This is a genomic window from Desulfoluna sp. (genome assembly GCF_030145185.1).
GTDB lineage: Bacteria > Desulfobacterota > Desulfobacteria > Desulfobacterales > Desulfolunaceae > Desulfoluna.
The window spans coordinates 56,677-81,589 of sequence record NZ_JAQYWB010000022.1; the positions used below are offsets into that span (position 1 = coordinate 56,677).

The window sequence follows — 24,913 nt, forward strand, 5'->3', positions numbered from 1 at the left end:
GAGGGAATAAACGGGTTCCCACCCATAAGCTGTCTGCCAGGCAATCTGCATGAATCGGAACATTCGGAAATCGAGCCCCATGATCACCTTTGATATGAAGACCGCCATCTTCACCTACATTTTCATCAACTATCTCTACAGCCTCGTGATCGGCTTTACCTGGTACCAGAACCGAAGGCAAAACTGGGGGATTGAAGGCTTCCTGGCCGATTTCCTGCTGAAATCCATCGGCATGACCCTGGCCTGCCTGCGGAGCACCTTGCCCCCCATCCTCTCTGTTGTGTTCGCGAACCTGCTGATGTTTTCCGGCACCCTTTTTCTCTTTTTTGGAATGGCCCGATTCCTGAAGGTCCGCATCCCCCGCCCCCCTTTCTACCTCTACACGATCCTGTTCACCGCCCTCTATGCTTATTTCACCTTGATCCACCCGGACATCCGAATCAGAATCGTCCTCTTTTCTGGCATGCTGACACCTGTGGTTGCCGCCATGTCCTGGCTTGTCTTTGCTGTGGCAGACCCTGCTCACCGCAAATATGCCACCCACGCAGGGATCACCTTCGGGCTGTTTGCCCTCGTCTTTATGATGCGATGTGTCTGCGCCCTCACCGGAGATCCCATCTCCAACTATTTTAATCAGCCCATCACCGACAGCCTCCTCACCCTTGTCTGCCAGATTCTCTCCGTGGACCTCGCCTACGCGCTCCTTCTCATGATCCATCATAAGCTGGCCGACGGGTCCATGGGACAAACCGACCCGTTTTAAAAAGGCCGACCGATTCCGACGGATGTCCAACGCCATGCGGCATCGCATAGAAAGCATGGATTCCCGCCTTTGCGGAAAAGACGCAACAAAAGAGCGGAAGCTTTCCCCTGTCCTTGACATTCCCGGCTTTTTGAGGCGACCGAAACGTTTTATTCACCTCACCCGACTCTGCCGAGTTGCCTCGTGTCCGAATTTTCATGGTCTTCCGGTATCACAGCAGCCAGAGGTAACACGCGGTTTTTATGAGATTGGTCCCCGGCAGGGCCTTTCCCTCTCTCACAGGCTGAATCCTTACATGATCCGTAAACAAACGACTTGACTTCTAACATCAGCAAGTTATAGTGCCATGAATTTTGACTTAATATAGAAAAGTTTCATGGAAAAAATCAGGGTCCGTAGCTCTATCATCCATGCCAAATCAATGCTTGAAATATGATTGATCGAAAGGCACAGAGGCCCCATTAAACTTACAGACAGACCATCACCCGATCCGGTCATTAAACAACACAGAATCAGGCTATGAAATACATCGTTCGCATACTTTTTATCCTTACGACCCTCTCCCTGGCTCCCCCTCTCCTTCTCCATGGAGCGGAAAACTCCCGCGCTATCCGTATCGGCATCAGTGAGAGGCCCCCTTTCTGCTCTACGGATTCAACCGGGAAGGCCCAAGGCCTCTACCCGGATCTGATCACTAAAATCGCCGTCAGAGAGCACTGGACGGTTACATTTGTTCCCGGCACCTGGACGGAAGGGCTGAATCGGCTGCTGCGGGGAGAAATAGATCTCATCCCCCACATCGGCTATTCCCCGGAAAGAAACCGGGTCATGAGTTTCAGCCATGAGTCGGTGTTTGACGAGTGGGGCCAGGTTTTTCTTAAGCCGGGGAATCCCATCGAAACCATTGCCGACCTCGACGGGATGCGCATCGCTGTCCCGGAACATGACATCAATGGGAAACACTTCATCAAAACAACCGAGGCCATTGGGATCACCTGCGACATCCTCACCTTGCCCACCAATGAGGATGTCTTTCGCGCGGTTCAGCAGGGAACGGTTGCCGCCGGCGTCACCTCACAGCACTTCGGCCTCCGGAACGCCCGGAATTTCAAATTGGTTGCAAGCCCCATCCAATTTGCCCCTTTTTCTCTTTTCTTTGCGGCAAAAAAAGGGCTCCACACCGACAAACTTGCCGTCATCGACGGCTACATGCACCGATGGAAACGGGTCTACAACTCCTATTATCACGAACGGCTCTCTCACTGGATGGGGGCGAATGCGGCCTATGAAAAAGAGATCATCCCCCCATGGCTCCTGAGCGCAATCGCTGCCATTGTCGGAATATCCGCCCTGCTGGTCATCCTCAACAGAGCACTCAACAAGACGGTAAAAAAACGGACCCTGGAGCTGCATACCCGAAAAAAACAATACAAAGACCTGGTAGAGAGCGCCAACAGCATCATTTTAAGAATGGATAAATACGGCCGCGTCCTTTTTCTAAACAAATTTGGTCTGGATTTGTTTGGGTACACACGGGAAGAGATCTATGGACACAACGTGTTAGGGACTATCCTTACCCCCGAAGAAGCCCGGACACACCATTTCAGTACCACCCACGAGGAACTCTTCAAGATGCCGGGGCATTACGCCCTCATTGAAAATGAAAACATCTGCAAAGACGGCCATCCAGTCTACATCCAATGGAGCAACCGAGCGATCACCGATGACTGGGGTCATTTTCAGGAGATCTTAAGCATCGGCACAGACATCACCCAGCGTCGGCAACTCGAAACCAGCCTTTACCAGGCCCAGAAAATGGAAGCCATCGGGACCCTTGCCGGGGGCATTGCCCACGACTTCAACAACATCCTCAGCGTTATTTTCGGCTACACGGAGCTGGCGCAGCTCTACATTGGCGACCCCGATAAAATCCGTAAGGCCCTGGAACAAATCACCCAGGGAAGCCAACGAGCCAAAGAACTCGTCTCCCAGATCCTTACCTTCAGCCGAAAATCTCAGTCGGAAAAGCAACTGCTGCAACCGCTGCTGATTGCCAAAGAGACCGTCAAGCTGCTGAGGCCTACCCTGCCCTCGACCATCCAGATAAAAAGTGACCTCGCCTCGAAAAGCACCATCAAAGCCGACCCCACACAGATCCATCAGGTCATCATGAACCTGTGCACCAATGCGTATCATGCCATGGAAAATACCGGCGGAACCTTGCGTGTTGCCTTGACCGATTGCCACATAGAAAAAGCCGAGTCGATCACACCGGCATCCCCCCAAACGCCCGGGGATTATATTCTGCTTGAGGTGAGCGATACCGGAAGCGGCATCGAACCAAAGATCATGCAAAAAATATTTGACCCCTATTTCACCACCAAGGAGCCAGGAAAAGGCACAGGCCTCGGGCTCTCTGTGGTACAGGGGATTGTCAAAGAGAACAGGGGCCATATCCATATCCAGAGCCTCCCCGGAAAAGGCACCACCTTTTACGTCTACCTGCCCATCCAGAAAAGCGAGGCCCGCCGTGCATCGGAAGCCCCAGTCCAAAAGCAGGTCACCGGCGGCAACGAAATACTCTTTGTGGTCGATGATGAAAAAAAGATCACAGAGAGCCTGTCCGAAATTTTATCGCAACACGGCTACACGGTTCGGACCTTTGCCAACGGACTAACCGCCCTGACTGCCTTTAAAAAAGCCCCTGATGCCGTTGACCTGGTCCTCACAGACTTGACCATGCCCGGCATGACCGGAAACGAGCTCGCACAGAACCTGCTCGCCCTCCGGCCGGAGCTTCCCGTGATTTTAGGCTCCGGCTACAGTGAACTCATGACCCTTGAAAACTCGCAGAAAATCGGTATTGCGGAATGCCTTCAAAAACCCATCATCATCAGCGATCTCCTTGATAAAATTCGAAAGCACCTGGATGGCCGAGAGCCCCGCTAACCCGGTGGGGCATAGGGCATAAAAGAGGCCATACCTGGCTGTAAATTTGATCCCGGTAAATCTGACGCAGCACGAGACGATGGCAAGGTATCAAATGCGGACCACAGATCAAGTGACTCCAAAAAATTTTCATGACTGTTTTTTTGGGCCAGCAGGTACCGCCTGGTGTGCCCAAATTCATGGAACTGACTTCGCCCCCATACGCCCCTTGCAGCCTCAGCACCTGTCATGATAAATATCTGTAAGTTGTACAAATAGCACACCCCACGCCCCCTTGTCGCCTCCCCCTGGAATCATAGCCCTGCAGGTCATGGATACGGCTCCAACTGCAACGAGGCATGAGCCATGTCGCTTGATTCTGTGTGACCCGTAAACCAGAGAGATAACGGAGCAGACAGCCTTTATGATCCCCTTTATTCAGCACACACGATTTAAAATCGATCTGAGACGGCTTCTTTTCACGCTGTATATCCTCAATGCCTTGATTCATATCGGGCTTACCAACCTCCCCGGGCATGCCTATGCCGTCACTAAAGTCCTGCTGATGCCTTTGCTCTGCGGTTTTTTCCTGGCCACCGTCAAGGATATAAAAAAGGGAGGGGCCATTGCCTGGGCTCTCTGTGGATTATGGATGGGAAACATCTGCCTGATCTGGGGAGAGACCTCGCGGGTGCTTTTTTTCTCTGGCTCTTTCTTCACCGTGGTCGGGCTTTTCGGATATGTCCGGGTCTTCCTGCGGGAAACAAGGCAGATCAACGTTCTCTTTGTTTTTCTTCAAATACCTGTCATCTGGAGCTGCGCTTCTTTTGTCCTCGTCATGAAAGATGATCTGCATCGGATGCTGATTCCCATCTCTCTCTACATGACCCTTGTGGGGCTCATCAGCACCCTGGCCCTCGCCCGGCTTTTCTCAGAGATCCGGTCCAGAGGCACCTGGCTGATGTTTACCGGCACCCTCTTCTACATCGCCGAAAACGGCCTTTACACGGCCGACCCCTACATGACCACGGCCTCTTTTGGGGCCCACATCGTTCACCCCTGCTTTATCATGGCCCAAACCCTGATTGTCTGCGGGTACCTCCTGCACGAAAGCGAGAGATGACAGAAGGTCCCGCTGTCGCTTTCCTCTTTAAAAAAAAAGCCCCGCCGTCTTTCGACAGCGGGGCTTTTTCGATCGATCTGGAGCCTTTAGAGGGGGATAAGGCTAAAGATCGTCGGTGGTAGAAAGATAAATGGAGTGTTTTTCGATCTCGTCAGCATTCATATCACCGAAGGTCGCCTTGATGTACCCCAGCGTTTTGCATGCCAGCACCACGAAAAGGGGCATCATGGGGACAATGATCAACACTGGGAACGACTTGAGGATGTTCAGGTTGGCATGGATCAGGAGAAAAACGATAGGAATCACGGTGAGCAGCAGACACCAGAAAAGACGGAACATGGGGGAGACGTTGGCGTCTTTATCCAGGCGTTTGGTGGCGATCCCTGCAAGGGAATAGGAGGTCCCGTCAAGGGTGGTCACGGTGAACAGGACCATGGTAACGAGGTAAATCAGGGTCATCAAACCCGGAACCGGTGTCTGGCTAAAGGCCGCCTTGACGAGCTCCGTGGGCTGGCCGGACTTAATCAGCCCCACCGCGTCGATGACGCCAGTGTTCTGAAGGTTCATGGTGAAGGTCCCGCACACCCCGAAGATGATGCAGGTGCCCAGGGTGCCCGCACCGACGAGAATCAAAATAACGTCACGGAGCCTGTGGCCCTTGGAGATCTTGGTGATGAACACCCCGATACCCGGTGAGTAGGAGATCCAGTTCGCCAGGAAAAAAATGGTCCAGTACTGGGGAAAGAGGGAGGATCCAAAGGGATCGGTGTTGGTGCTCATCCGAATGTATTTGCTGAGCATCACCCCGATGGCGTTGGTGGTGTTGTTCATAATCAGGGCGGTGGGCCCCACGATGAACACAAGGCACACGAGCCCGGCGCAGATATAAATGGTGGCGTTACTCAGCCGGGCCATCCCTTTTTCAATGCCGATGTAGGAGCTCAGGGAGAAGACCACGGAAAGAGCCAGGATGACGCCGATGCCCAGGAACAGGTTATCGGGAATCCCGGTAAGCTGGCTTAAGTTGGCGGAGATCATCGGAATCCCAAGTCCCAGGGTCAAAGCGGTGGCCGCCAGCGTCGTGATGATAAAAAGAAGGTCGACGAGCTTCTGAAACCACACGGGCAGGGCATCGTTGAACATGCTGTTCAGCACCCCGCTGAGGCTCATCCTCTGGCTGCGCTTGATGTAGAAGACGACACTGAAGGGGACGGCCACAATCAGATAGGTGAACCATCCCGCAGCCCCCCAGTGAAACATGTTGTACGCAGCCGCGTACTCCATGGACATGGCCTTGTCGACGATGCCGAACTGGGGATCCATATAGTAATAGATACTCTCGATGAACGCCCAGTACATGGTGCTCGCCCCCATGCCGGCGGAGAGCGCCATGGCAAAGAGCTGGAATTTGTTAAACGCCGGTTTGTCGCCGCCCAGGCGAATGCGGCCGTATTTGGAAAGGGCGAGAAACAAAAGGACAACCATCGCAAAAACAGTGTACCACAGAAAACCAGTTCCCAGGTTGACCACGGTAAAATTGAGCATGGCGCCCATGGTACCCTTGACGGACTCCGGGTAAAGGACCGCCAGAACCCCAAGCAGCAACACACAGGAAAAACTTACAAGGGTAAGCTTCAGGTCTACTTCAAACTTACTGAATTTCATCTCTACTCCTTGGTATTGATCGCATCGCAAAAAAACCGTGCAAGCCCTCTCGGGCACCCTGCGATTCCTGTGAGCGGTAACTCACGGCAGGATGTCGAGAGACGCTTTTGCCAGTGGTTTTATTCACGAACACAGGGACTTATTCAAACACATAGCTGGCAATGGAGGCTTCCTTGACGGCATCCCAGTCCATCTCGACACCCAGCCCGTTGCCGTCAGGGGCGTGCACGTAGCCCTCCTTATCGGTACGGATGATGGTGTTACTCGCCAGCTCAAAGCTCTCGTAAGGGTAAAACTGTTCAAAGTAGTGGCAGTTGTGGTGAGCCAGGGCCACGTGAAGGTTGGCGGCCTGGGTGATGGTGTAGCCCATGCTCTGGATCTCAAGGCGTTTGGAGTGGCCTTCAGCAATGGCAAAACACTTATTTAAGGGGGTGATGCCGCCACAGACCGTGGCATCCTGACGCACGTCAGACCAGAAACCGTTGCCCAGGGCGTAGGTCACCTCCTGAAGGGTGAGCAGGCAGTTCCCGTGACTGGAAATTTCGAGATCGGTTTTGTCCACGAGTCGCTGGTAGGTTTTGTAGTCATAATCGGAGACCGGGGCCTCCAGCCACTCCCAGTCATAGCTCGACATGAGCCGGGCCATCTTCATGGCCTCTTCGGGAGAATAGAACGTCGCAGTATCCAGCATGAAGCGGATCCCGGTGTCCTTGTAACGCGCCTGCACAGCCTCAACCAGGGCCAAATCTTTTTTGAAGATGCAGTAGCAGTGCAGCTTGATGGCCGTGAAACCCTGCGCGATGCACTCGTCAATAAAAGGCATGTATTCTGCGACGGTGTCAAACATGGGTGTGGAGGCATAGGAGAGCATTTTTGTCCGGGCACCACCGAGCAGCATATAAAGCGGCATCCCGGCTTTTTTGCCCTTAATGTCCCAGGCGGCGATATCGATGGGAGACTTGGCAGGCAGGCCACCCCAGGTGCAACGGGACATCAACCAGGAATAAAGCTCCTCGGTCATCAGCGGGTTCTTGCCGATAAGCCCGGGCACCACCGTCCGCATGGACTCAATGATGCACCGGTCAAAATCGTTTTCGGTGTAACTGATGGTGGCGCCGACACCTTCGGTGCCATCTTCGGTGATAAGGCGTACAATGTTGTTGGTGTAAAGCAGGGGCTCCTGATTATCCGCCCAGGGGATGGGAGGTGCTTCACGGTCTGCGACTGCGTATAACTCCACACGATTGATTCTGCAGTTCTTCATCATCCACTCCTTTTCTTTGCTGATGACAGCAAGGTGTCAGCTTTCGTAAGAACCCGTAAGTGTCAAAACGCCGTTGTTTTTTTACGGGTACCGTATTAGAGAGCGCTGCCGTTTTGAATCATGCGGCGGCGCAGTTCGTCCGTATCCACGTCTTTGTAACCCACACCCTGTTCATGCCGTATTGCTGTGGCCACGGCTGCGGCGTGGCCATATTCAAAACACTGAGCGGTCACACGGGCCGAGGCCAGGGCTTCGTGCTCAGCGCTTAAACAGCGACCGGCGGCAATGACGTTTTCCAGCGCAGGATGCACCAGGGTGCCATAGGGAACTTCATAGTAATCGTCAATAAGCCAGTGAAGCTTGGAGACCTCACCGGCATGCAGTTCAATGGGCCATGACGAACGGACAATGCCGTCTTTCGCCTTGGTGCACTGGGCCACATGGTCGTTGGTGAGGGTTACCTCCCCTTTGATGCTGCGGGTCTGCCGCACCCCGACTTCCGGAGGCAGATCAATAAGCTCGGAGTCTTCAAAACCGCTGACATGGTCCTTGAAGAAACGGTGATACTCACGGGCGGCCCGGCGACCGGAGATTTCGGCGTGGGTTCGGTCGCTGGGATTGATGACGTTGAGCATCTCCCCCCCCTGGCCGGCGAGTTGAGTGCAGTTCATCAAAAACACAGACCGCAGAGGCGTCGGAAAAACCCAGATGTGATTGCGCGGGGTATTGTAGGTCCCTTTTTCAAAGGCCTCGGTCAGCTTCCGGGTCAGCTCGGCAGAGCAGATGGTGTTTTGGCCAAAGCTTTCGTAGTAGCCCTGCTCCGACACATTGGAGAGACGAAACATCATGGTAGGGTTTTGAATGGCACCGTTATCACCGAAGGTGTAGGAACACCCGGCCTTGGTCATGAGGGCCGCATCACCGGAGCAGTCAATAAATGACCGGGCCTTCACATGGGTCCGCCCCGCAGTGGACTCCAGCTGTACGGAGGTGAACCGATTTCCCTCTTTTTTCACCGCGGTGACCAGGGTGTGGTAAAGACACCGGACCCCGGCCTCTTCAAGAAGATCATCGGCCACTTCCCGCCAGGCAAAAGGATCGAAGGTCACCACATGGGTGTTGCCGTAGATTTGGGGCTCTGTCACGGCATTTTTGGCCGTAAGGCGGTCCTTGAATTCACCGGTAAATCCAAAAACAATCTGTTCCGGTTCTTTCGTCTCGATCTCGTCCTGTGCCTGGAACATCCCGCAGATGGTGCCGGAGAGCCCCGCCACCGCAGCGCCCCCGCAAAATCCATTCTTCTCCACGAGCAAGGTATCCAGCCCCTGTCTCGCACAGACGGTTGCCGCGGCCACACCGGCAGGTCCACCGCCGCACACAACAACGTCCACGTCCAGGAGAAGAGGCGTCTCTTCATCGGTTAAGGCCGTCTCTTCCCAGAATTCCATAAATGATTTATCAGTGGTATATTTCATAACCTGCTTATTTTATATTGTTTGTGTAATTAATTGAAAAATCTCACCGAATCTTCTTCAAACTTGTATATCAATTATTCCAATCTGGCAATGGGCATGGCAATAAAAATCTTTTCACTGTGAATATCACCCTCAAAATCCGCTATAATTTAGGCCTTTGCTTTAAAAGATATATCAACACCCAACATCTATTTTGTATTTATTATACAGAGAGATAAATATCCAACACGATGAAACAAGGGATGCAATACCCCTTGTTATAAGAATTGAAATACAAACTTACTTGAGCTCGATTTTTTCCCAAAGAAATGAAAAACCCGACAACTTGATGTATCAGCCGTGGGTACAACCAAAAACAGTTCCCACAACAAGACCACTGGATAAAATGAGAAAAATGGAACAACCGCGAGCATCCAATATAACAAGCTGATAATATAGCCTTAAGAAATAATCGCAACGTTGTTAAAACCCAAGAATTTCGTCTAAAAGCCAGATCCACCTGCAGACTCTCATGATTATTCAATAGCCCTGATTCCCCACAGCTGATATAAGTACCCTTGCATTCTGATATATCAATACAGCATGACGTCAAAGCAAGCCCCCCTGCCCGCGAGGGAGGACCAGGAAAGAGAGGGGTGTCGCCCGATATCAGGGCACCTTCAAACTAAGCGGACACGGGACGAGCTCCCACCCGCGGCTGGTATCTTCCTGGAATACAGCCCTCTGGCACCGGGACTCGCCGACAAATGATATACAGATTGATTTTTATTTTTGGATATCAGAACTCAGAAAAGGAACGGTAGCCGGTCAGCAGAGGCGAAACCAAAACAATAAACATGATCCGGGACACACAACCATCATGACAAAAACGCTTTCGGAAACAGCGCGCCTTGAAATCGAGCGCATGCTTGTCTTCAATGAAATCAATACCTCCACCCTCTATTCAGAGAACAAGCTGGCCGCCCTGTTAAACCTGGGACGTACCCCGGTCCGCGAAGCGCTGCAAAAACTTGAACATGAAAACATGCTTCGGATTCACCCGAGAAAAGGGATCGAATTCTTAAGCATCACCCCTGAACAGCAGGTCCAGCTTCTGGAGGTTCGCAAACAGATCGAACCCATCTGCCTTCGCTATGCCATCATGCGCGGCACGGCCAGCCAGAAAAAGGAGATGCTTCATCTGGGAGAAGAGATGGTGGTATGCGCCGAGCATCACGATGAAGAGGGGATGCTCAAATGCCTTCAGAACATCCACACCATCATTGTCGATGCCACCGGCAACCCCTACTTCCACAACACCATTGAACAGGTGCAGAGCCTCTCCCGTCGTTTCTGGTTCGCCAACAAGATAGAAAAAGACAACATGAGGGGAAGCCTGATCCACCGGGACATCATGAAGGCCATCGCCTTCGGAAATGAAAAAGAAGCCTTGAAGAACTCCGAGCTGCTCATGGAACATTTAACAGAGTCCGCGTACCGAAAAATACAATAGGAAACAACACAGATCGGTCGACTCTTCACGGCCATCAAGAGGAAAAGGGTATCCGTAACCGGCCCAAGGTACCCACTTCATTTCGTTCAAGGAATGAGGCCTCTACAGGGCCTTTCAGATACCCATGTATCGGCACGGACAAGCCATTGATATACGACTTAAAATTTGCGCTGTAAATCCCTCATAACCTCTGCCGTTTCCCAGTGGCCCAATCTTTGCTACATATCGTTTGATTCATCTAAATGAATCCTATATCATAAAAAAATTTAGTTTTACTTTATCTTATTGGCTGGCCAGATAAACGGCTGATCAAAAGCAAACAGCAACGCAGACATGCTCGGCGGGCTCGTCCTGCCGCATCCATGAGGGTTCCAACGCCCCAGGAGTTCGTAAGTGGAAGAGACAACAAATTCAGGCAAGATACGCTATGACGTCAACGAAACACCCCCACTCTGGATGTCTATCCTGCTGGGAATCACCCATGTGGCCCTGATCCTCGATGCCATCGTCTTCATCCCCAACATGATCGGAAAAACAAGCAATCTCCCCCCTGAGCAAATCGAATATACCACCTTTGCCTCCATCATCGTGGCGGCCATCTGCACCCTGATTCAGACGATCCGGGTGGGACGGATCGGCGCCGGATTTGTGCTCTTTATGGGCTCGTACAGTGCCTTTCTCGCCTGCTCTCTGGATGCCGTCCATATGGGAGGGCTCCCTCTCATGGCCACCATGGGAATCCTCTCGGCACCTGTGGTCCTGCTCTACTCCTATTTCCTTCGGTATCTCCGGCACATCGTCACCCCGGCCATCGGTGGCGTGGTGGTCATGCTTGTGGCGGTGGCACTGGTCCCCATCGGCCTCACGCAATGGATGGGAGGCAACCCCGCCCTGCCCTCCTATGGATCGACGGATGCCTGTCTCACCGGGGGCATCACCATCTTCACCCTGACCTTCCTGCTCTTGCTGGGCAACAACGGCATCCGGCTCTGGACGCCCATCATCGGCCTTGCCGCTGGCTATCTTACCGCCTGGCATTTCGACCTCCTCGATCTCTCGCATTTCAACAGTGCAGCGCTCTTCGGGCTGCCACGAGGTGAATGGCCGGGGCTTACCACAGACCTGAAATGGGAACATGCCCCGCTGGCGGCGTCCTTTCTCATTGCCTCCCTGGTCAGTGCCATGGAGGGAACCGGCAACATCATGCTTGTACAGCAGGTGTCGGAAAGGAACTTTCACAAAATCAAGTACGAAAGCATTCAAGGCGGGCTCTTCTGCGACGGGTTGGGCAAGATCCTGGCCGGGCTCTCCGGGACCGCTCCCAATGCCACCTATTGCGATAATATTCCCCTGATGGAGATGACCGGTGTCTCCTCACGGATCATCGGCATCTGCGGAGCGGGCCTCCTCGGAATCATCGCCTTTGTTCCCAAGATCGGGGGATTCATTCTCGATATGCCAAGCCCCGTGGTAGGGGGCATGCTCGTCGTCATCAGCGCCATGCTCTTCTATTCCGGCATCTCTCTGGTCATCGCCTCGGGGCTAAACTTTCAAAAAGGGATGGTCCTGGGACTCTCCCTCTGTGCCGGTATTCTCGCCGAGTCCGGCACTTTTTTTCCCGATATTATTCCCTCCTGCCTGGTCCCTCTCCTGCAAAACGGCGTAGCCGTTGGTGGCTTTACCGCCTTTTTTCTCAGCACCCTGATCTACCTGCTTCCAAAGTCCAGCATCATCTTCACCTTGGCCCCCAAAGAGGACAATTTCCCCCTGCTGATGAAAAAGCTTGAAAAAAGCGTCAAAAAGCTCAAACTTTCTGACACCGAATACATGAGGCTTCAGCTCGCCTGTGAAGAGACTTTTCTGCACATGATCTCCCTCAAAGACGAGGCCGAAGAGCTAATCGTCAGAATCATCCGTGAAGAGGACGAGCTGTTTGTGGAAGTGATCAGCGGGGAAAAATTCGAAGACGTCGACCAGGTCCTTCGCCCGGCACGAAATCTGGATGCCAGCCAGGAGGGCCTCAAAAAACTCGGCCTCATCATCCTTCAAAGAACCGTCAAGGAGTTAAGGCATGTCGATATCTCCGGATACACATATATCTCCTTTTACATCCCGGCATAGGGAAGAACCCTTATTGCCGCAACACGCGACAAACAACCTTATCTCAGACCAAGGAACCGACCATGAAACTTATCTCACGAAATGAAAAAGGCGCCCTCATTGTCTCTGTCGAAGGACGCGTCGACACCTCCACGGCCCCCGAGCTGGAAACGTACCTGAAAAAAACGGTAGATCCGGCCCCCAAGTCTCTGATCGTGAACCTTCAAGGCGTCAAATATATCAGCAGCGCCGGATTAAGGGTGGTGCTCCTCATCGCTAAAAAGCTCAAAGCGTCCGGTGGAGAGTTGGTGCTTGCGGGGTTGGACGGTGCCGTGAAAGAGGTATTCGAGATTTCCGGATTTTATTCTATTTTCAAGATTTTCGACACCGAGGAAGCGGCACTTGCGGAGGGTTGATTGATGCAGTTTCTTGCGAGGATCAGGCGACCGGCAACCCACGCTCACCTGGCCGCCATGATGGAGACGGTGGTCCGGTGCGCTGAAGACCAGGGCGCAGATGCCAAAGCCCAGGGCCACATCGAACTGGCCCTGGAAGAGGCCCTGGTCAATATCGTCAGCTACGCCTGCCCGGACGGCACCGGGGAAATGGAGGTCCGCTGCTCCCTTGACAAAAAAAAAGGCTTCGTCATCGAGATCCTGGACTCCGGCCCTCCCTTTGATCCCCTCTCACAAGGGGACCCGGACACAGCGGCCGACTTAGAGGATCGAGACATCGGAGGGCTGGGGATTTTCTTCATGAAGCAGTTCATGGATCGCGTCGAGTATTTCCGGAAAAACGATGAAAATATCCTGAAGCTCACCAAAACGCTCTCATGAAAAGTCCGGGTTAGCCCGGACATTTCACAAGAGGACAGGTTGTCATGAAACTGTAGATGCTTTTGTGTTGCGGTTTTTCATGAAAAGTCCGGGTTAGTGCTGCTCTCCGGTACTCCCGCTGTAGCGCAGGGCCAGGAGGGTGATGTCGTCGGATTGCGGCGTATCGCCTGTAAAACGTCGAATATCATCCAAAATGGTCTGGGTGATATCGGCGGCGGGCTGATGAACCACCTTGAGGAGTTCGTCAGCGAGCCGGTCGTCACCGTAGGCTTCATCCACGCCATTCATGGCTTCGGTCACCCCGTCGGTGAAAAGGACCAGGACTTCGCCGGGCTTCAGAGTCTCGGTCAACAGAGGATAGGGGATATCTTCCATGGCGCCCACCACCATGGACGGTGTACCGGCAATGACCCGCAGCCCCTCAGCACCCAGGATCAGCGGTGGGTTGTGACCGCCGTTGGACAAAGCCAGCTCCCCGGTCGGCACATCGAGGATCCCGCACACCGTGGTCACAAACATGGAGGCTTCGTTGTCCCGGCTGAGTTGATTGTTCACCCGAGTCATGACCTCGGCAGGGGACACGCATCCTTCGGCGTTCACTTTGAACAGAGTCATGGTGATGGCCATAAACAGGGACGCCGGCACCCCTTTTCCGGATACGTCTCCGATGACAAAAAAGAGACGGTTCTCATCCAGGGGATAAAAGTCATAGAGATCTCCCCCCACCTCCCGTGCGGGTTCCAGAATGGCGTGAAGATCAAACTCCTTGCGCTCGGGAAAGGCCGGAAAAATCTTGGGCAGAATACTCATCTGAATTTCATGGGCCGCGGCCAGCTCCCCTTCCATGACCCGTTTCTCAGCCTCATTTGTCTGTTCGTTAATCCGATTGATCACGATAAAGATAAAAATGCCCATGCCGGCGGCGTTGGTGATGATCATGGGAACCCCCACCTGCTGCACAATGGAAAAAGCCGTGGAAGACGGTTTTGCCAGGAGAAGCACGATGCCCATGTGCACCGCTTCCATGGCCGCCATGAGAAGGCTTGCGCTCACAATCCCGGGGAGTTTTCCTTTAAGCAGTTTATGGACGCCCCCTCCGAGGATTCCAGCAAGCACCGTAGCGACAGCGCAGGAGGTGGCCGTGATGCCGCCTGCAAAGTACCGGTGAATCCCGCCGATAAGCCCGGCCCCGATGCCCGCCACAGGCCCCGCCAAAAGCCCTGCGATCATGGGCCCCAGATCTCGAATATTCGCAGGGGCCCCCATCACGCGGATCCCGTTCAAGGTCCCGTATATGGAGAAAATACCAAAGACAAGAATAAAGAAAATTTGATTTTCAAGGGTGATGTTTCGGTGGATCACTTCTGAAAATGACTTGCAGCGAAGCAGGAGATACGCGAGGACGATAATCACACAGGCGTCCTTCATCAAAGAAAAAAACAGATCCAGCACAATGGGGTTCACAAGGCATTGTCTCCATGACATAAACTTAGTAAGAGAAAGATATATTAATCACGATATAACGGGCACCTTAGCCCATAGGCGTAAAGGCGTCAATAAAGGCATTCTCTGACTTAATTCCTCTCCATGTCCAGGGGCGAAAGGGTCCCCATCTTCCTCGCGTAAGCCATAAACCCATCAACATCCACAAATCCAGTGTCGTAAAACCCGGCCATCCCGGTAAAATCCGGGTAGCCATCCCCCCCTTTTGCGAGGTAGGAGTTGGTAATTACACGATACACAGACTCCGGGACCAGCGTCACCCACCTCTCCTTGTCAAACACCTCAATCTCATTGATCTCCCATGTCTCGTCCTTCAAAGCCCAGGCATACCGAAGCCCCGCGGTATAGGGGAACGCTCCGGGTGTGGGACTGGAAACAGCGAGACCCGCGGCCTCTAAGAGCAGTCGGCGGATCTGGTCCCCGGTGAGAGAAAGCGTCACCAGCGTGTTTCCAAAGGGAAGGAGGGAAAACGCATCCCCCACGGTGAGATCGCCCCTCAGCAGATCCGTGCGCACCCCACCGGCGTTCTGAATGGCGATGCAGACATCCGCCATGTTCGCCTCCTGCGCCTGGTAAAGCATCGCCTCGGCCACATGGGGCGCAATGAGGCTTCCTGTGGCCAGAACCCCCGCCTGGACATGGACACTTCCCGGCACCCGGGTATGCCAGAGCGTCTCCGGTACCTGGGCCAGAACCTCCGCTCTCATCGCGTCAATGGGCAGGCTCAGTTCACCGATACGCGCCGCGACCGGCCCCTCTTCGGAAACAAAGACAAGGCCAGGTATCCCGGCCACCACGTCAACAATCGCATCACGTGTCGATGGATCCACCGGGACTTTTTCGCCCTCCGCGTTTTTCCGGAGTATCCTGCGCCCCAAGAGCACCTGCGAGGTGCCGTTGTAATGGGTCACCCGACCCTCGCCATCAAACATCAGGGTCAATTCACCCAAAACCCGGGCCTTTGACCAGGCCTGGACAATAAGGACCTCATGGCCGTCGGGAGAGTGTTCGATCAGAGGATAGGGAAGCCCGGAGGCGTTGAGAGAAATGGCGGAATAATCGCCAAGGAGGGTGTGGGAATGCCCGCCGACAATCAAATCGATATCGTTGACGGATTGTGCCAGCTTCAAGTCGGCCGCCACCCCCTGATGGGTCAGGGCAATGATCACCTTGATGCCTTGAGCCTTCAATGCATCCACCGCCGCGCGGGCGGAGGGGATGGACGCATTGAACTCAACCGTCTCTCCGGGACTGGAGACCCTGGGTGTCTCTTCACAGGCCAGACCGAAAAGCCCCACAGGCACACCATGAAAGGTTTTGATGATATATGGAGCGATCTTCCCGGCGAGGCGGTCATCACCCGAGACGTCCAGGTTGGCCGCAATCAGGGGAAAGGTGGCTTGATCAATGAAATCCGCCAGCACGCCAGGACCTTGATCAAACTCATGATTCCCGGGAACCATGGCGTCCACCTGCATCGTCTCCATCAGGTCCAGGTCGGCGGCCCCTTTGTAGCGGGTAAAAAAAAGCGTGCCCGTAAAAACATCCCCGGCATTTAAAAGAAGGAAATTTTCATGGTCTGCACGCATCTCCAGGGCCCTTTCAGCCAGACGTGCGTACCCGCCCACCGGGGCATAGATTTTTGTTCCTTCAACGACAAGCGTCACAGAACTCTCTTCAAGACAGGCATGAGAATCATTGAAATGCCCGACCCCCAGAGAAAAGCCATCCAGCCGACCGAAATCCGTCCCGTCATGGACCAGCCCGCCGCACCCTATCATCACTGTCACGACACCCGACAGAACAAATAAAAGAACTCGTTTAATCACCCGACAACCCCTCGCAAAACAACGTTCAAGCCGACATCTTCTTACCAAATTCGAGAAACAGGGTACGCTGCCTGAACCTTATGCGTCAAGCAGCCAGGTGCGCCAGAGTCTCCGCGCAAAACGCAAACGCGCCTTCTATGGTTAAAGTTCGGGGCAAAAACGTGCCTCCGGCGGCAAGGTGTGCCACCTTGAAAGCAGGTTTGCGAATGCTCTACGGCTGGCGGTACCCTGGGCACCTTGCGTCCGCATTCGCGCGACGGGAGAGGGGTGAGAACGGATGCGAGGCAGGTTTTGGCTGTTAAGGTGGTTCGGGCTGGGCCAAGCCCCGTCCAAAAAAGCCGCGACGGAGCACGGCGCGCCCAGTCGGGGGCCGCAGTGAATCCATTCCAATGTCAAAACCCTGGCAGTGTTTCTGTTTGTTAGGCCATCTTTCTTCAACTTTTCAACGGTGCTGTTTTTCGGGCGCGCCGCGCTCCGCCGCGGCATTTACGCGATACCGGTGGGAGAGAACCGCTCGTTGGGAAGTGATAACGGATGCGGGGCAAGTTTTGGCTGTGAAGGTTGTTTGGGCCGGGGCCAAGCCCCGTCCAAAAAAGCCGCGGCGGAGCACGGCGCACCCAGCAAAGTGTGGTGCCTCCACTCCGTTGTCAAAACCCTGGCGGTGTTTCCCGTCGTTGAACCCATTTTTATTCAACTTCTCGGTCTTGGTAATCGTTTGGGCCGCGACCTTTAAAAAACCAAGAAAGACGAACCGAAACGGAGCGCCGCACTCCGGTGCGGCTTTTTAGTTCGTCGTGACCCATGCCGCACCGGAGTGCGACGCTCCAGGGAATGTGATTGACGGGGGAATCCGCCTACGCAAAAGCCTCCGGCGTTACAAGCGAAGGTCGAGAGCATTCGCGAACCTGGGGTGCAGGGGATTTATCCCCTGCACCCCAGAGGCATGCTTTTTACATCAACGCCTTGGAGACAATTTCATACACACCGTTGGCGAGATTTTCCGTGGTTTTTATGCGTTCAAGCCGGGCTTTCATCAAGGCCTGGCGCGTTTTGTCATAGCGCTTCCAGCGATTAAAGCCAGAGGCCATGCGCGCGGCGATACTGGGGTTGATGGTATTCAGGGCGATGACGGTGTCGGCGAGGAGATCGTACCCTTTGCCGTCCATGCGATGAAAGTGCCAGGGGTTGGCCTGGCAGAAAGCGCCGATGAGGGCACGCACCTTGTTGGGGTTTTTGACATCAAAGGCGGGATGATCGGTGAGGGCCATCACCCGTTCCAGGGCGCCGGGGCGGTTGGAGGTGGCCTGGGCGGTGAACCACTTGTCCAGCACCAGGGTGTCGCCCTTCCATGACGCGTAAAAGGAATCCACAGCCCGGTCACCCTCGGCCGCATCAATCCCGGCCAGGACGGTGAGGGCCGCCAGCCCGTCGGTCATGTTGGTGGCAGCGGTAAACGCCTCAAAAATAAAGGCGGGGCTTTCAACCCGCGCCAGATAGGTCAGGCAAAGGCTTTTCAGACGGCGCGTGGCCATGGATTCGGGATCCAGGCAATAGACACCCTCCTCATGGCAGGCCTCATAGACCGCCTTCCAGCTCTCCTTCAATGTCTCTGCCAGGGTGTGGATCACAAACTCACGGGCGGCGTGAATCCCGTCCACATCGATTGCCGCCATGCGATCCCCGAGCTCCGTCTCCGAAGGCAGGGTCAGGGCCTGGGCGATAAGGGCCTTATCCAGGGTCTCATGGGTGAGGGTCTTTTTAACGGCATCCACAAGGGGCTCGCTCAGGGTGAGGGGCGTTCCCTCTTTCAGGCCGGCCACCATATCGAGGATCGTGTCCGCGAAAAGCTGTTGGGCGGCGTCCCACCGGTTAAAGGGATCGGGATCGTTACCCATGAGAAAAATGAGTTCCGCCTCGGTGTAATTCACTCCCTTGTTAATGGGCGCTGAGAACCCACGGAAAAGCGAGGGCACCGGTTCCTCATCCACACCGGTAAAGGTAAAACTCTCCATATCAGCAGAAAAATTTAAGACACGCTCGATGGGCCCACTGGAAGCTTCGCCCTCAAGGGTCAGGGCAATGGGTGCCCCATCTTTGCCGAGAAACCCTATTTTCACAGGGATCTGCATCGCTTTTTTGCTGGACTGTCCCGGAGTGTCCGGCACCTTCTGGGTCAAGGTCAGGGTATAGCGTTTTGCCTCGGCGTCAAAGGCACGATCGACCGTCACATCAGGCGTTCCCGCCTGGCTGTACCAGAGACGGAACCGGGAAAGATCCACCCCTGAGGCGTCTTCCATGGCCTTCACAAAATCCTCACAGGCAACGGCGTTGCCGTCATGACGCGCCACATAGAGGTCCATGCCCTTGCGGAAACCCTCGGGTCCCAGGAAGGTATGAATCATGCGGATCACTTCAGCCCCCTTGTTGTAGACGGTGGCTGTATAGAAGTTGTTCATCTCGATATAGGATTCAGGGCGAATGGGATGGGCCATGGGGCCAGCGTCTTCTGGGAACTGCGCCGCTCGCAGCACACGCACGTCGGAGATGCGCTTCACGGCCCGAGAGCCCATGTCCGAAGAGAACTCCTGATCCCGAAACACCGTAAGCCCCTCTTTCAGGGAAAGCTGGAACCAGTTGCACAGGGTGACCCGGTTGCCGGTCCAGTTGTGAAAATACTCGTGGCCGATGACCCCTTCGATGTTCTGGAAATCCATGTCCGTGGCTGTTTCGGGTTTTGCCAGCACGTACTTGGAGTTAAAAACGTTCAGCCCCTTGTTCTCCATGGCGCCCGCGTTAAAGCTGTGGGTGGCCACCACCATGTAGGTGTCGAGGTCATAGGAGAGCCCAAAGGTCTCTTCATCCCATTTCATGGATTTTTTCAAGGAGGCTATGGCGTGATCGCATTTGTCGGCATCCTGGTGATCCACGTAAAATTTCAGGGCCACCTCGCGGCCAGTAAAGGTGGTAAAGCGGTCTTCCAGGCAGGCCAGGTCCCCTGCCACCATGGCGAAGAGATAACACGGTTTTTTATGGGGGTCTTCCCAGGTGGCAAAATGACGGCCCCCGTCCAATTCGCCCTCGTCCACGAGGTTGCCGTTGGCCAGCAGCACGGGATATTTATCGCGATCCGCCGCCACCGTGCAGCGATAGCTGCTCATCACATCGGGACGATCCGGGAAAAAGGTGAGGCGACGAAATCCTTCGGCTTCGCACTGGGTCAGGAAGGTGCCATCGGCAAAATAGAGCCCCTCCAGAGAGGTATTTTCTTCGGGGTGGATCTTTACACGGGTCTTAAGCGTAAAAGCGCCAGGGGCCGCCAGTACAGTCAGCACCTCCCCTTCAAGGGTGTACTCCCCTTCGGAAAGCACGCGGCCATCGATCTCAATGGAAAGAAGGGTCACCTCCCGGCCGTCCAGAACAAAGGGAGCCCCTTTGACTGCCGCAGGGCTTTTGTGAACAGTCAGGGTGGTGGAGACCAAGGTCTCGGTTTCAAATATATCCACGTGAAGATCAACGGTCTCCACACTGAAATCAGGGCGCTTGTAATCCTTAAGGCGGGTTTCGACAGGTTCGGTCATGGGGGTTCCCTTTCGATGGGCAATGAATCATCAGAAAACAGGCTGAACAGCGGCTGCGCGCGTCAGTCTTCGATGATTTCAACATAAGACGAATCCGTAAAAATTCAAGGCGAAAGAAAAAACCAGCCTTCAAAGGCGGAAGGGCGGTACAAACACAGGTCTCCGGCGGCAAGGTGGCGCCACCTTGAAAGCGGGTTTGCGAATGCGCATCGGGTGACGTCACTCAGACTTTATCGCGTCCGCATTCGCGTGAAGTGCAAGGAAACGCACAGTGCGTCGAAAATGCATGAGCTGTAGGTGGGCAGAATCCAAATCAAGTGTTGATTTTAGATAGAATAGGAGCTGCGGACACGGTACGCAAGCACACCCTCGAATGCTCTCACCCCTCGTTTCTCAAGGTGAGAGCATTCAAAATCTGGGGTCCAGGGGATCATCCCCTGGACGGGAGGCGCTTTTTACTTTTTGGTGTTCTTCAGGGACGCCCGGATAAAGGCCACAAAGAGAGGATGGGGCTGCATGGGGCGGGACTTGAACTCGGGGTGGAACTGGCAGGCCACGAACCAGGGGTGGTCGGGGACTTCCACGATCTCGACCAGCTCGCCGTTGGGAGAATTGCCAGAGAGAATAAGGCCTTTTTCGGTGAGGGCCTCCTTGAACTCGTTGTTGAATTCATAGCGATGACGATGGCGTTCGGAGATGGTTTCATTTCCGTAGGCATCCCAGGCATGGGTCCCTTCATTAAGAATGCAGGGGTAGGCGCCGAGGCGCAGGGTGCCGCCCTTTTCGGAGCCTGTATCCCGTTTTTCCATTTCACCGGTACGCTCGTTCACCCACTCTGTCATCAGATAGATAACGGGGTATTGGGTCCCGGCGTTAAATTCGGCGCTGTTGGCATCTTCCATGCCCGCCACGTGGCGAGCGTATTCAATGACGGCGATCTGCATGCCGAGGCAGATGCCGAAATACGGCACCTTTTTCTCCCGTGCATAGCGTGCCGCGGCGATCTTTCCTTCGGTGCCCCGGGAACCGAACCCACCGGGAATCAAAATCCCATCGGCATGGGCGAGGAGCTTGGCCGCGTTGGCATCATTGACGGTTTCGGAGTCGATAAAATCGAGGTCCACACCGCAATCATTGGGTACCCCGGCGTGATAGAGGGCCTCGTTGAGACTCTTATAAGACTCGGTCAGATCCACATACTTGCCCACGATGGCAATGGTGATGCGATTTTTGGGGTTCTTGAAACGGTGAACAAAGGCCTGCCAGTTTTCAAGGCGAGGCGCCCGGGTCCAGATCTGGAGAAGATTCACGATTTTCTCGTCGAGCCCCTCCTCATGGTAGACCTGGGGCAGCTCATAGATGCAGTCCACGTCCCTGGCGGTAATAACGGCGTCCTCGTCCACGTTGCAGAAAAGGGAGATCTTCTGCTTAAGTTCCTGGGGAATTTCGCGGTCGGAACGGCAGATAAGAATGTTGGGCTGAATGCCGATGCTGCGGAGTTCTTTAACGTTCTGCTGGGTGGGCTTGGTCTTGAGCTCACCGGCGGCGGCGATGTAAGGCACCAGCGTCAGGTGAACATAAAGGACATTCTCTTTGCCCAGATCGGCCCGCATCTGGCGAATCGCCTCCAGAAAAGGAAGGCTTTCGATGTCGCCGATGGTTCCGCCGATCTCAATCAACGCCACGTCCACGTCATCTCCCACCAGCAGGATACAGCGCTTGATCTCGTCGGTGATGTGAGGAATCACCTGCACCGTGCCGCCCAGGTACTCCCCGCGTCTCTCTTTGGTAATGACGGAATTATAGATCTTACCGGTGGTGAAGTTGTTGTTCCGCCCCAAACGGGCCGTGGTGAAACGCTCGTAATGACCGAGGTCAAGGTCGGTTTCGGCCCCATCATCGGTCACGAACACCTCGCCGTGCTGAAAGGGGCTCATGGTGCCCGGGTCGACGTTGATATAAGGGTCCAGTTTCTGAATCGTGACCTTCAGGCCACGGGCTTCTAAAAGGGCACCGATCACTGCGGAGGCAAGCCCCTTGCCCAGGGATGATACCACCCCTCCGGTTACAAAAATGTACTTGGTGTTATGGCCCATGAATATACCTCTAAAGTCGCACGAGATGCGTTGGAAATGGATTATACGAATAGGAACGCGGTCCGTCTGACCGACGGGCCAAGCACATCGTTCTTACCTTGCCGGATGCATCAAAAAAAAAGATAAGCCACGGGTTCATGAATGACACCTGCTTATCTCTTTTATCACATGGGAAAAGGGTTCCGCCATGGATATCATCCGGTTTGTTTTCGTTGACCGGATCCTATCCAATCACTTTTCGTAACGCAAGCCTTGAAAACCCAAGCCCGTGATTTCCCGCCAGATTTTCAGGACAACTCGAAAAAGTATATCAAACTTTAGTTTAAACCAACCCCGAACAGCGGGTCGCCTCGACGCAGAGGGATCACGTACCGTTAAAAGGCCAGAGGATCGTTGGAGAGGATGCGCTCTATTTCATTCATCTGCCGCTCTTTTTCCGTCAGCTCTGGAGGGACGGAGGCCTTGTCGGGCGTGGCTGGCTTTTTGGGGGCATAGGCGGCCGGGTTAAAGCGTTTAAGGTCCAGAGGCTTGCCCGCTGAAACCCTCTTCACACGAATCTCTCGAAAAAGCCTGCCCTCGGCATAAAATTCAATACGCTCCGGATAAAAGGCGTTCCCCTTCTTAAACCAGTCATGGTACCAGATCTCCACCCGCTGATGGCTCCCCTTCTCAAAGAGAATCCAGCGCATGGGCAGAAAACTCTCCTTATCCACCCAGAACTGAGGCCGTCCCTCAGGGTCGGAGGGCTTAGCCCCCATGACCCAGGCGATGCGACCGGCATATCGGTCCAAGGAGGTCACGGAAAGATCCACACCGGCATCGGCAAGACGCTGGGTGATCAAACGCTTCTGGCGAAACTGCAGGGGGTCCCGATACCGATCCGCTGCTCGCTCCTGCCCCTTATCCAGTTGGCCGTCCACCACGCGAAACCAGGTATCAAAGGTGGAGAGCTGCTCCACCCGCTTCTCCCCGGCCATCACCACCGAATGAAACCGATCGGGGGCGGCAAGGGTCACCCTCTCATCAAAGACCAGATTCTCCCCTTCGGCCTCGTCGGTGATCGCGCTGCGAAAAAATAGTTCTTTCAGCTGGAGGGTCGCCGTGACAGGCTTCCCCAGCTTTTTCACCATCTGCCGGGTGATCTGGGAAGAAGAAAGAAGGTAGGCCTGGGCCGAACCGGCTGAGACCAGCAGAAAAAGGAGGATCAAAGGAAGAATTCGTCTGTGTGTCACTGGCTGCATCACGGCACACGCTCTCATGGGGTTTGGGGATGAAAAGAAAAAACGTAACGATTCAGCTTACGCCGCCGAAGTCTGTTGGCATTCACCGGATGACGGGCAGGGCTGGCGCCAGCGCCTCGTATTGGAAAGGCTGTCGCTTCCACGGCAGGAGGCCTGCCGTGGAAGTGAAACAAGACAACTCAAAAAACAGATACCTGAAAAAAAGGCCACTTAAGACAAACCACAACGGCACCCCGCCGTGGCATCGCCCCCCCCCATATCGAGGGAGGCATCGCCTTGTTAACCCTTTATTTCCGGCTACCCGAAGATTCGTCCGTTATAACGCGCGGCAGCACCCAGCTCTTCCTCGATGCGCATCAGCTGGTTGTACTTGGCGACGCGGTCACTTCGAGAGATGGAACCGGTCTTGATCTGCCCGGCGTTGACAGCCACGGCAAGATCAGCGATGAAGGTATCGGCTGTCTCACCGGAGCGGTGAGAAATAACCGTTGTAAAACCTGCCTGGGCAGCCATCTCGATGGCGTCCAGAGTCTCAGTGACGGTGCCGATCTGGTTGAGCTTAATCAGGATAGAGTTGGCCGCGGAATCAATGATCCCTTTCTCCAGAATGGCGGGGTTGGTGACAAACACGTCATCGCCCACCAGCTGAACACGGTCACCCAAGAGCTCGGTCATACGGATCCAGCCGTCCCAGTCGCCTTCGGCGAGGCCGTCTTCGATGGAGACCACGGGGTAGGAATCGACCAGAGAGGTGTAATACGCAATCATCTCATCGGCGGTCAGGCTGCGGCCTTCGCTCTTGAGGAGGTATTTTCCGTCTTCAAAGAACTCACTGGCAGCCGCATCCAGGGCCAGAGCAATGTCCTCACCCGGCACATAGCCCGCCATCTCAATGGCTTTTATGATCAGCTGGATCGCCTCTTCGTTGGAGCCAAGGTCGGGCGCAAAGCCCCCCTCATCGCCCACACCGGTGGAGAGCCCCTTGCCTTTGAGAATTTTTTTCAGGTTATGGAAGGTCTC

At 54.4% G+C, this 24,913-nt stretch carries 15 protein-coding genes and 1 pseudogene; 7 read left to right on the forward strand and 9 right to left on the reverse strand.

The features are described 5' to 3' along the window. Window positions 1–49: 49 nt before the first annotated feature. The 3 genes from Q1Q75_RS09165 to Q1Q75_RS09175 all read left to right on the forward strand — a co-directional run bounded on the left by Q1Q75_RS09165 (window position 50) and on the right by Q1Q75_RS09175 (window position 4,814). Window positions 50–763: a hypothetical protein gene (locus Q1Q75_RS09165; RefSeq protein WP_300669641.1), complete on the forward strand. Its 714-nt coding sequence runs from the start codon at window positions 50–52 to the stop codon at window positions 761–763. Between the two features lie 519 nt (window positions 764–1,282). Then, window positions 1,283–3,712 (forward strand): ATP-binding protein, encoded by a 2,430-nt coding sequence (locus Q1Q75_RS09170; RefSeq protein ID WP_300669643.1) that lies wholly within the window; start codon window positions 1,283–1,285, stop codon window positions 3,710–3,712. A 403-nt stretch (window positions 3,713–4,115) separates the two neighbouring features. Then, window positions 4,116–4,814 (forward strand): lysoplasmalogenase family protein, encoded by a 699-nt coding sequence (locus Q1Q75_RS09175; protein WP_300669645.1) that lies wholly within the window; start codon window positions 4,116–4,118, stop codon window positions 4,812–4,814. A 102-nt stretch (window positions 4,815–4,916) separates the two neighbouring features. Here the strand turns inward: Q1Q75_RS09175 and Q1Q75_RS09180 are convergent, their stop codons facing one another. From Q1Q75_RS09180 to Q1Q75_RS09190, 3 genes are all read right to left on the reverse strand, one after another. Continuing rightward, entirely contained in the window at window positions 4,917–6,479 is a 1,563-nt protein-coding gene (locus Q1Q75_RS09180) for a BCCT family transporter (protein WP_300669647.1), read from the reverse strand. A gap of 139 nt (window positions 6,480–6,618) precedes the next feature. Beyond that, a complete protein-coding gene (locus Q1Q75_RS09185) occupies window positions 6,619–7,743 on the reverse strand; it encodes a mandelate racemase/muconate lactonizing enzyme family protein (RefSeq protein WP_300669649.1) in 1,125 nt (374 codons plus the stop codon). Between the two features lie 95 nt (window positions 7,744–7,838). Then, a complete protein-coding gene (locus tag Q1Q75_RS09190) occupies window positions 7,839–9,218 on the reverse strand; it encodes an FAD-dependent oxidoreductase (RefSeq protein WP_300669651.1) in 1,380 nt (459 codons plus the stop codon). Between the two features lie 859 nt (window positions 9,219–10,077). Here Q1Q75_RS09190 and Q1Q75_RS09195 point away from each other — a divergent pair. From Q1Q75_RS09195 to Q1Q75_RS09210, 4 genes are all read left to right on the forward strand, one after another. Further along, window positions 10,078–10,710 carry a GntR family transcriptional regulator gene (locus Q1Q75_RS09195; RefSeq protein ID WP_300669653.1) on the forward strand — a complete coding sequence of 211 codons (633 nt, stop codon included), beginning with the start codon at window positions 10,078–10,080 and terminating at the stop codon, window positions 10,708–10,710. Between the two features lie 393 nt (window positions 10,711–11,103). Beyond that, entirely contained in the window at window positions 11,104–12,831 is a 1,728-nt protein-coding gene (locus tag Q1Q75_RS09200; RefSeq protein ID WP_300669656.1) for a solute carrier family 23 protein, read from the forward strand. A 62-nt stretch (window positions 12,832–12,893) separates the two neighbouring features. Continuing rightward, on the forward strand, window positions 12,894–13,226 hold the full coding sequence (locus Q1Q75_RS09205) for an STAS domain-containing protein (RefSeq protein ID WP_300669658.1): 333 nt from the start codon (window positions 12,894–12,896) through the stop codon (window positions 13,224–13,226). A gap of 3 nt (window positions 13,227–13,229) precedes the next feature. Beyond that, the gene (locus Q1Q75_RS09210; protein WP_300669660.1) at window positions 13,230–13,646 is read left to right on the forward strand and encodes an ATP-binding protein; all 417 of its coding nucleotides are present in this window, start codon (window positions 13,230–13,232) and stop codon (window positions 13,644–13,646) included. Between the two features lie 93 nt (window positions 13,647–13,739). Here Q1Q75_RS09210 and Q1Q75_RS09215 read toward each other — a convergent pair whose 3' ends face one another. The 6 genes and pseudogenes from Q1Q75_RS09215 to eno form a co-directional block, all read right to left on the reverse strand. Further along, entirely contained in the window at window positions 13,740–15,110 is a 1,371-nt protein-coding gene (locus Q1Q75_RS09215) for a SpoIIE family protein phosphatase (RefSeq protein ID WP_300669661.1), read from the reverse strand. Between the two features lie 110 nt (window positions 15,111–15,220). Continuing rightward, window positions 15,221–16,978 carry a bifunctional UDP-sugar hydrolase/5'-nucleotidase gene (locus Q1Q75_RS09220; RefSeq protein ID WP_300669662.1) on the reverse strand — a complete coding sequence of 586 codons (1,758 nt, stop codon included), beginning with the start codon at window positions 16,976–16,978 and terminating at the stop codon, window positions 15,221–15,223. A 950-nt stretch (window positions 16,979–17,928) separates the two neighbouring features. Beyond that, window positions 17,929–20,556, reverse strand: coding sequence for an aminopeptidase N (pepN, locus tag Q1Q75_RS09225; RefSeq protein WP_300669663.1), 2,628 nt, complete (start codon window positions 20,554–20,556; stop codon window positions 17,929–17,931). 455 nt (window positions 20,557–21,011) lie between these two features. After that, window positions 21,012–22,652 carry a CTP synthase gene (locus tag Q1Q75_RS09230; RefSeq protein ID WP_300669665.1) on the reverse strand — a complete coding sequence of 547 codons (1,641 nt, stop codon included), beginning with the start codon at window positions 22,650–22,652 and terminating at the stop codon, window positions 21,012–21,014. A 374-nt stretch (window positions 22,653–23,026) separates the two neighbouring features. Further along, window positions 23,027–23,893: a hypothetical protein gene (locus Q1Q75_RS09235; protein ID WP_300669666.1), complete on the reverse strand. Its 867-nt coding sequence runs from the start codon at window positions 23,891–23,893 to the stop codon at window positions 23,027–23,029. Window positions 23,894–24,190: 297 nt separating this feature from the next. Beyond that, window positions 24,191–24,913: pseudogene (eno, locus tag Q1Q75_RS09240) on the reverse strand (phosphopyruvate hydratase); the annotation flags it as partial.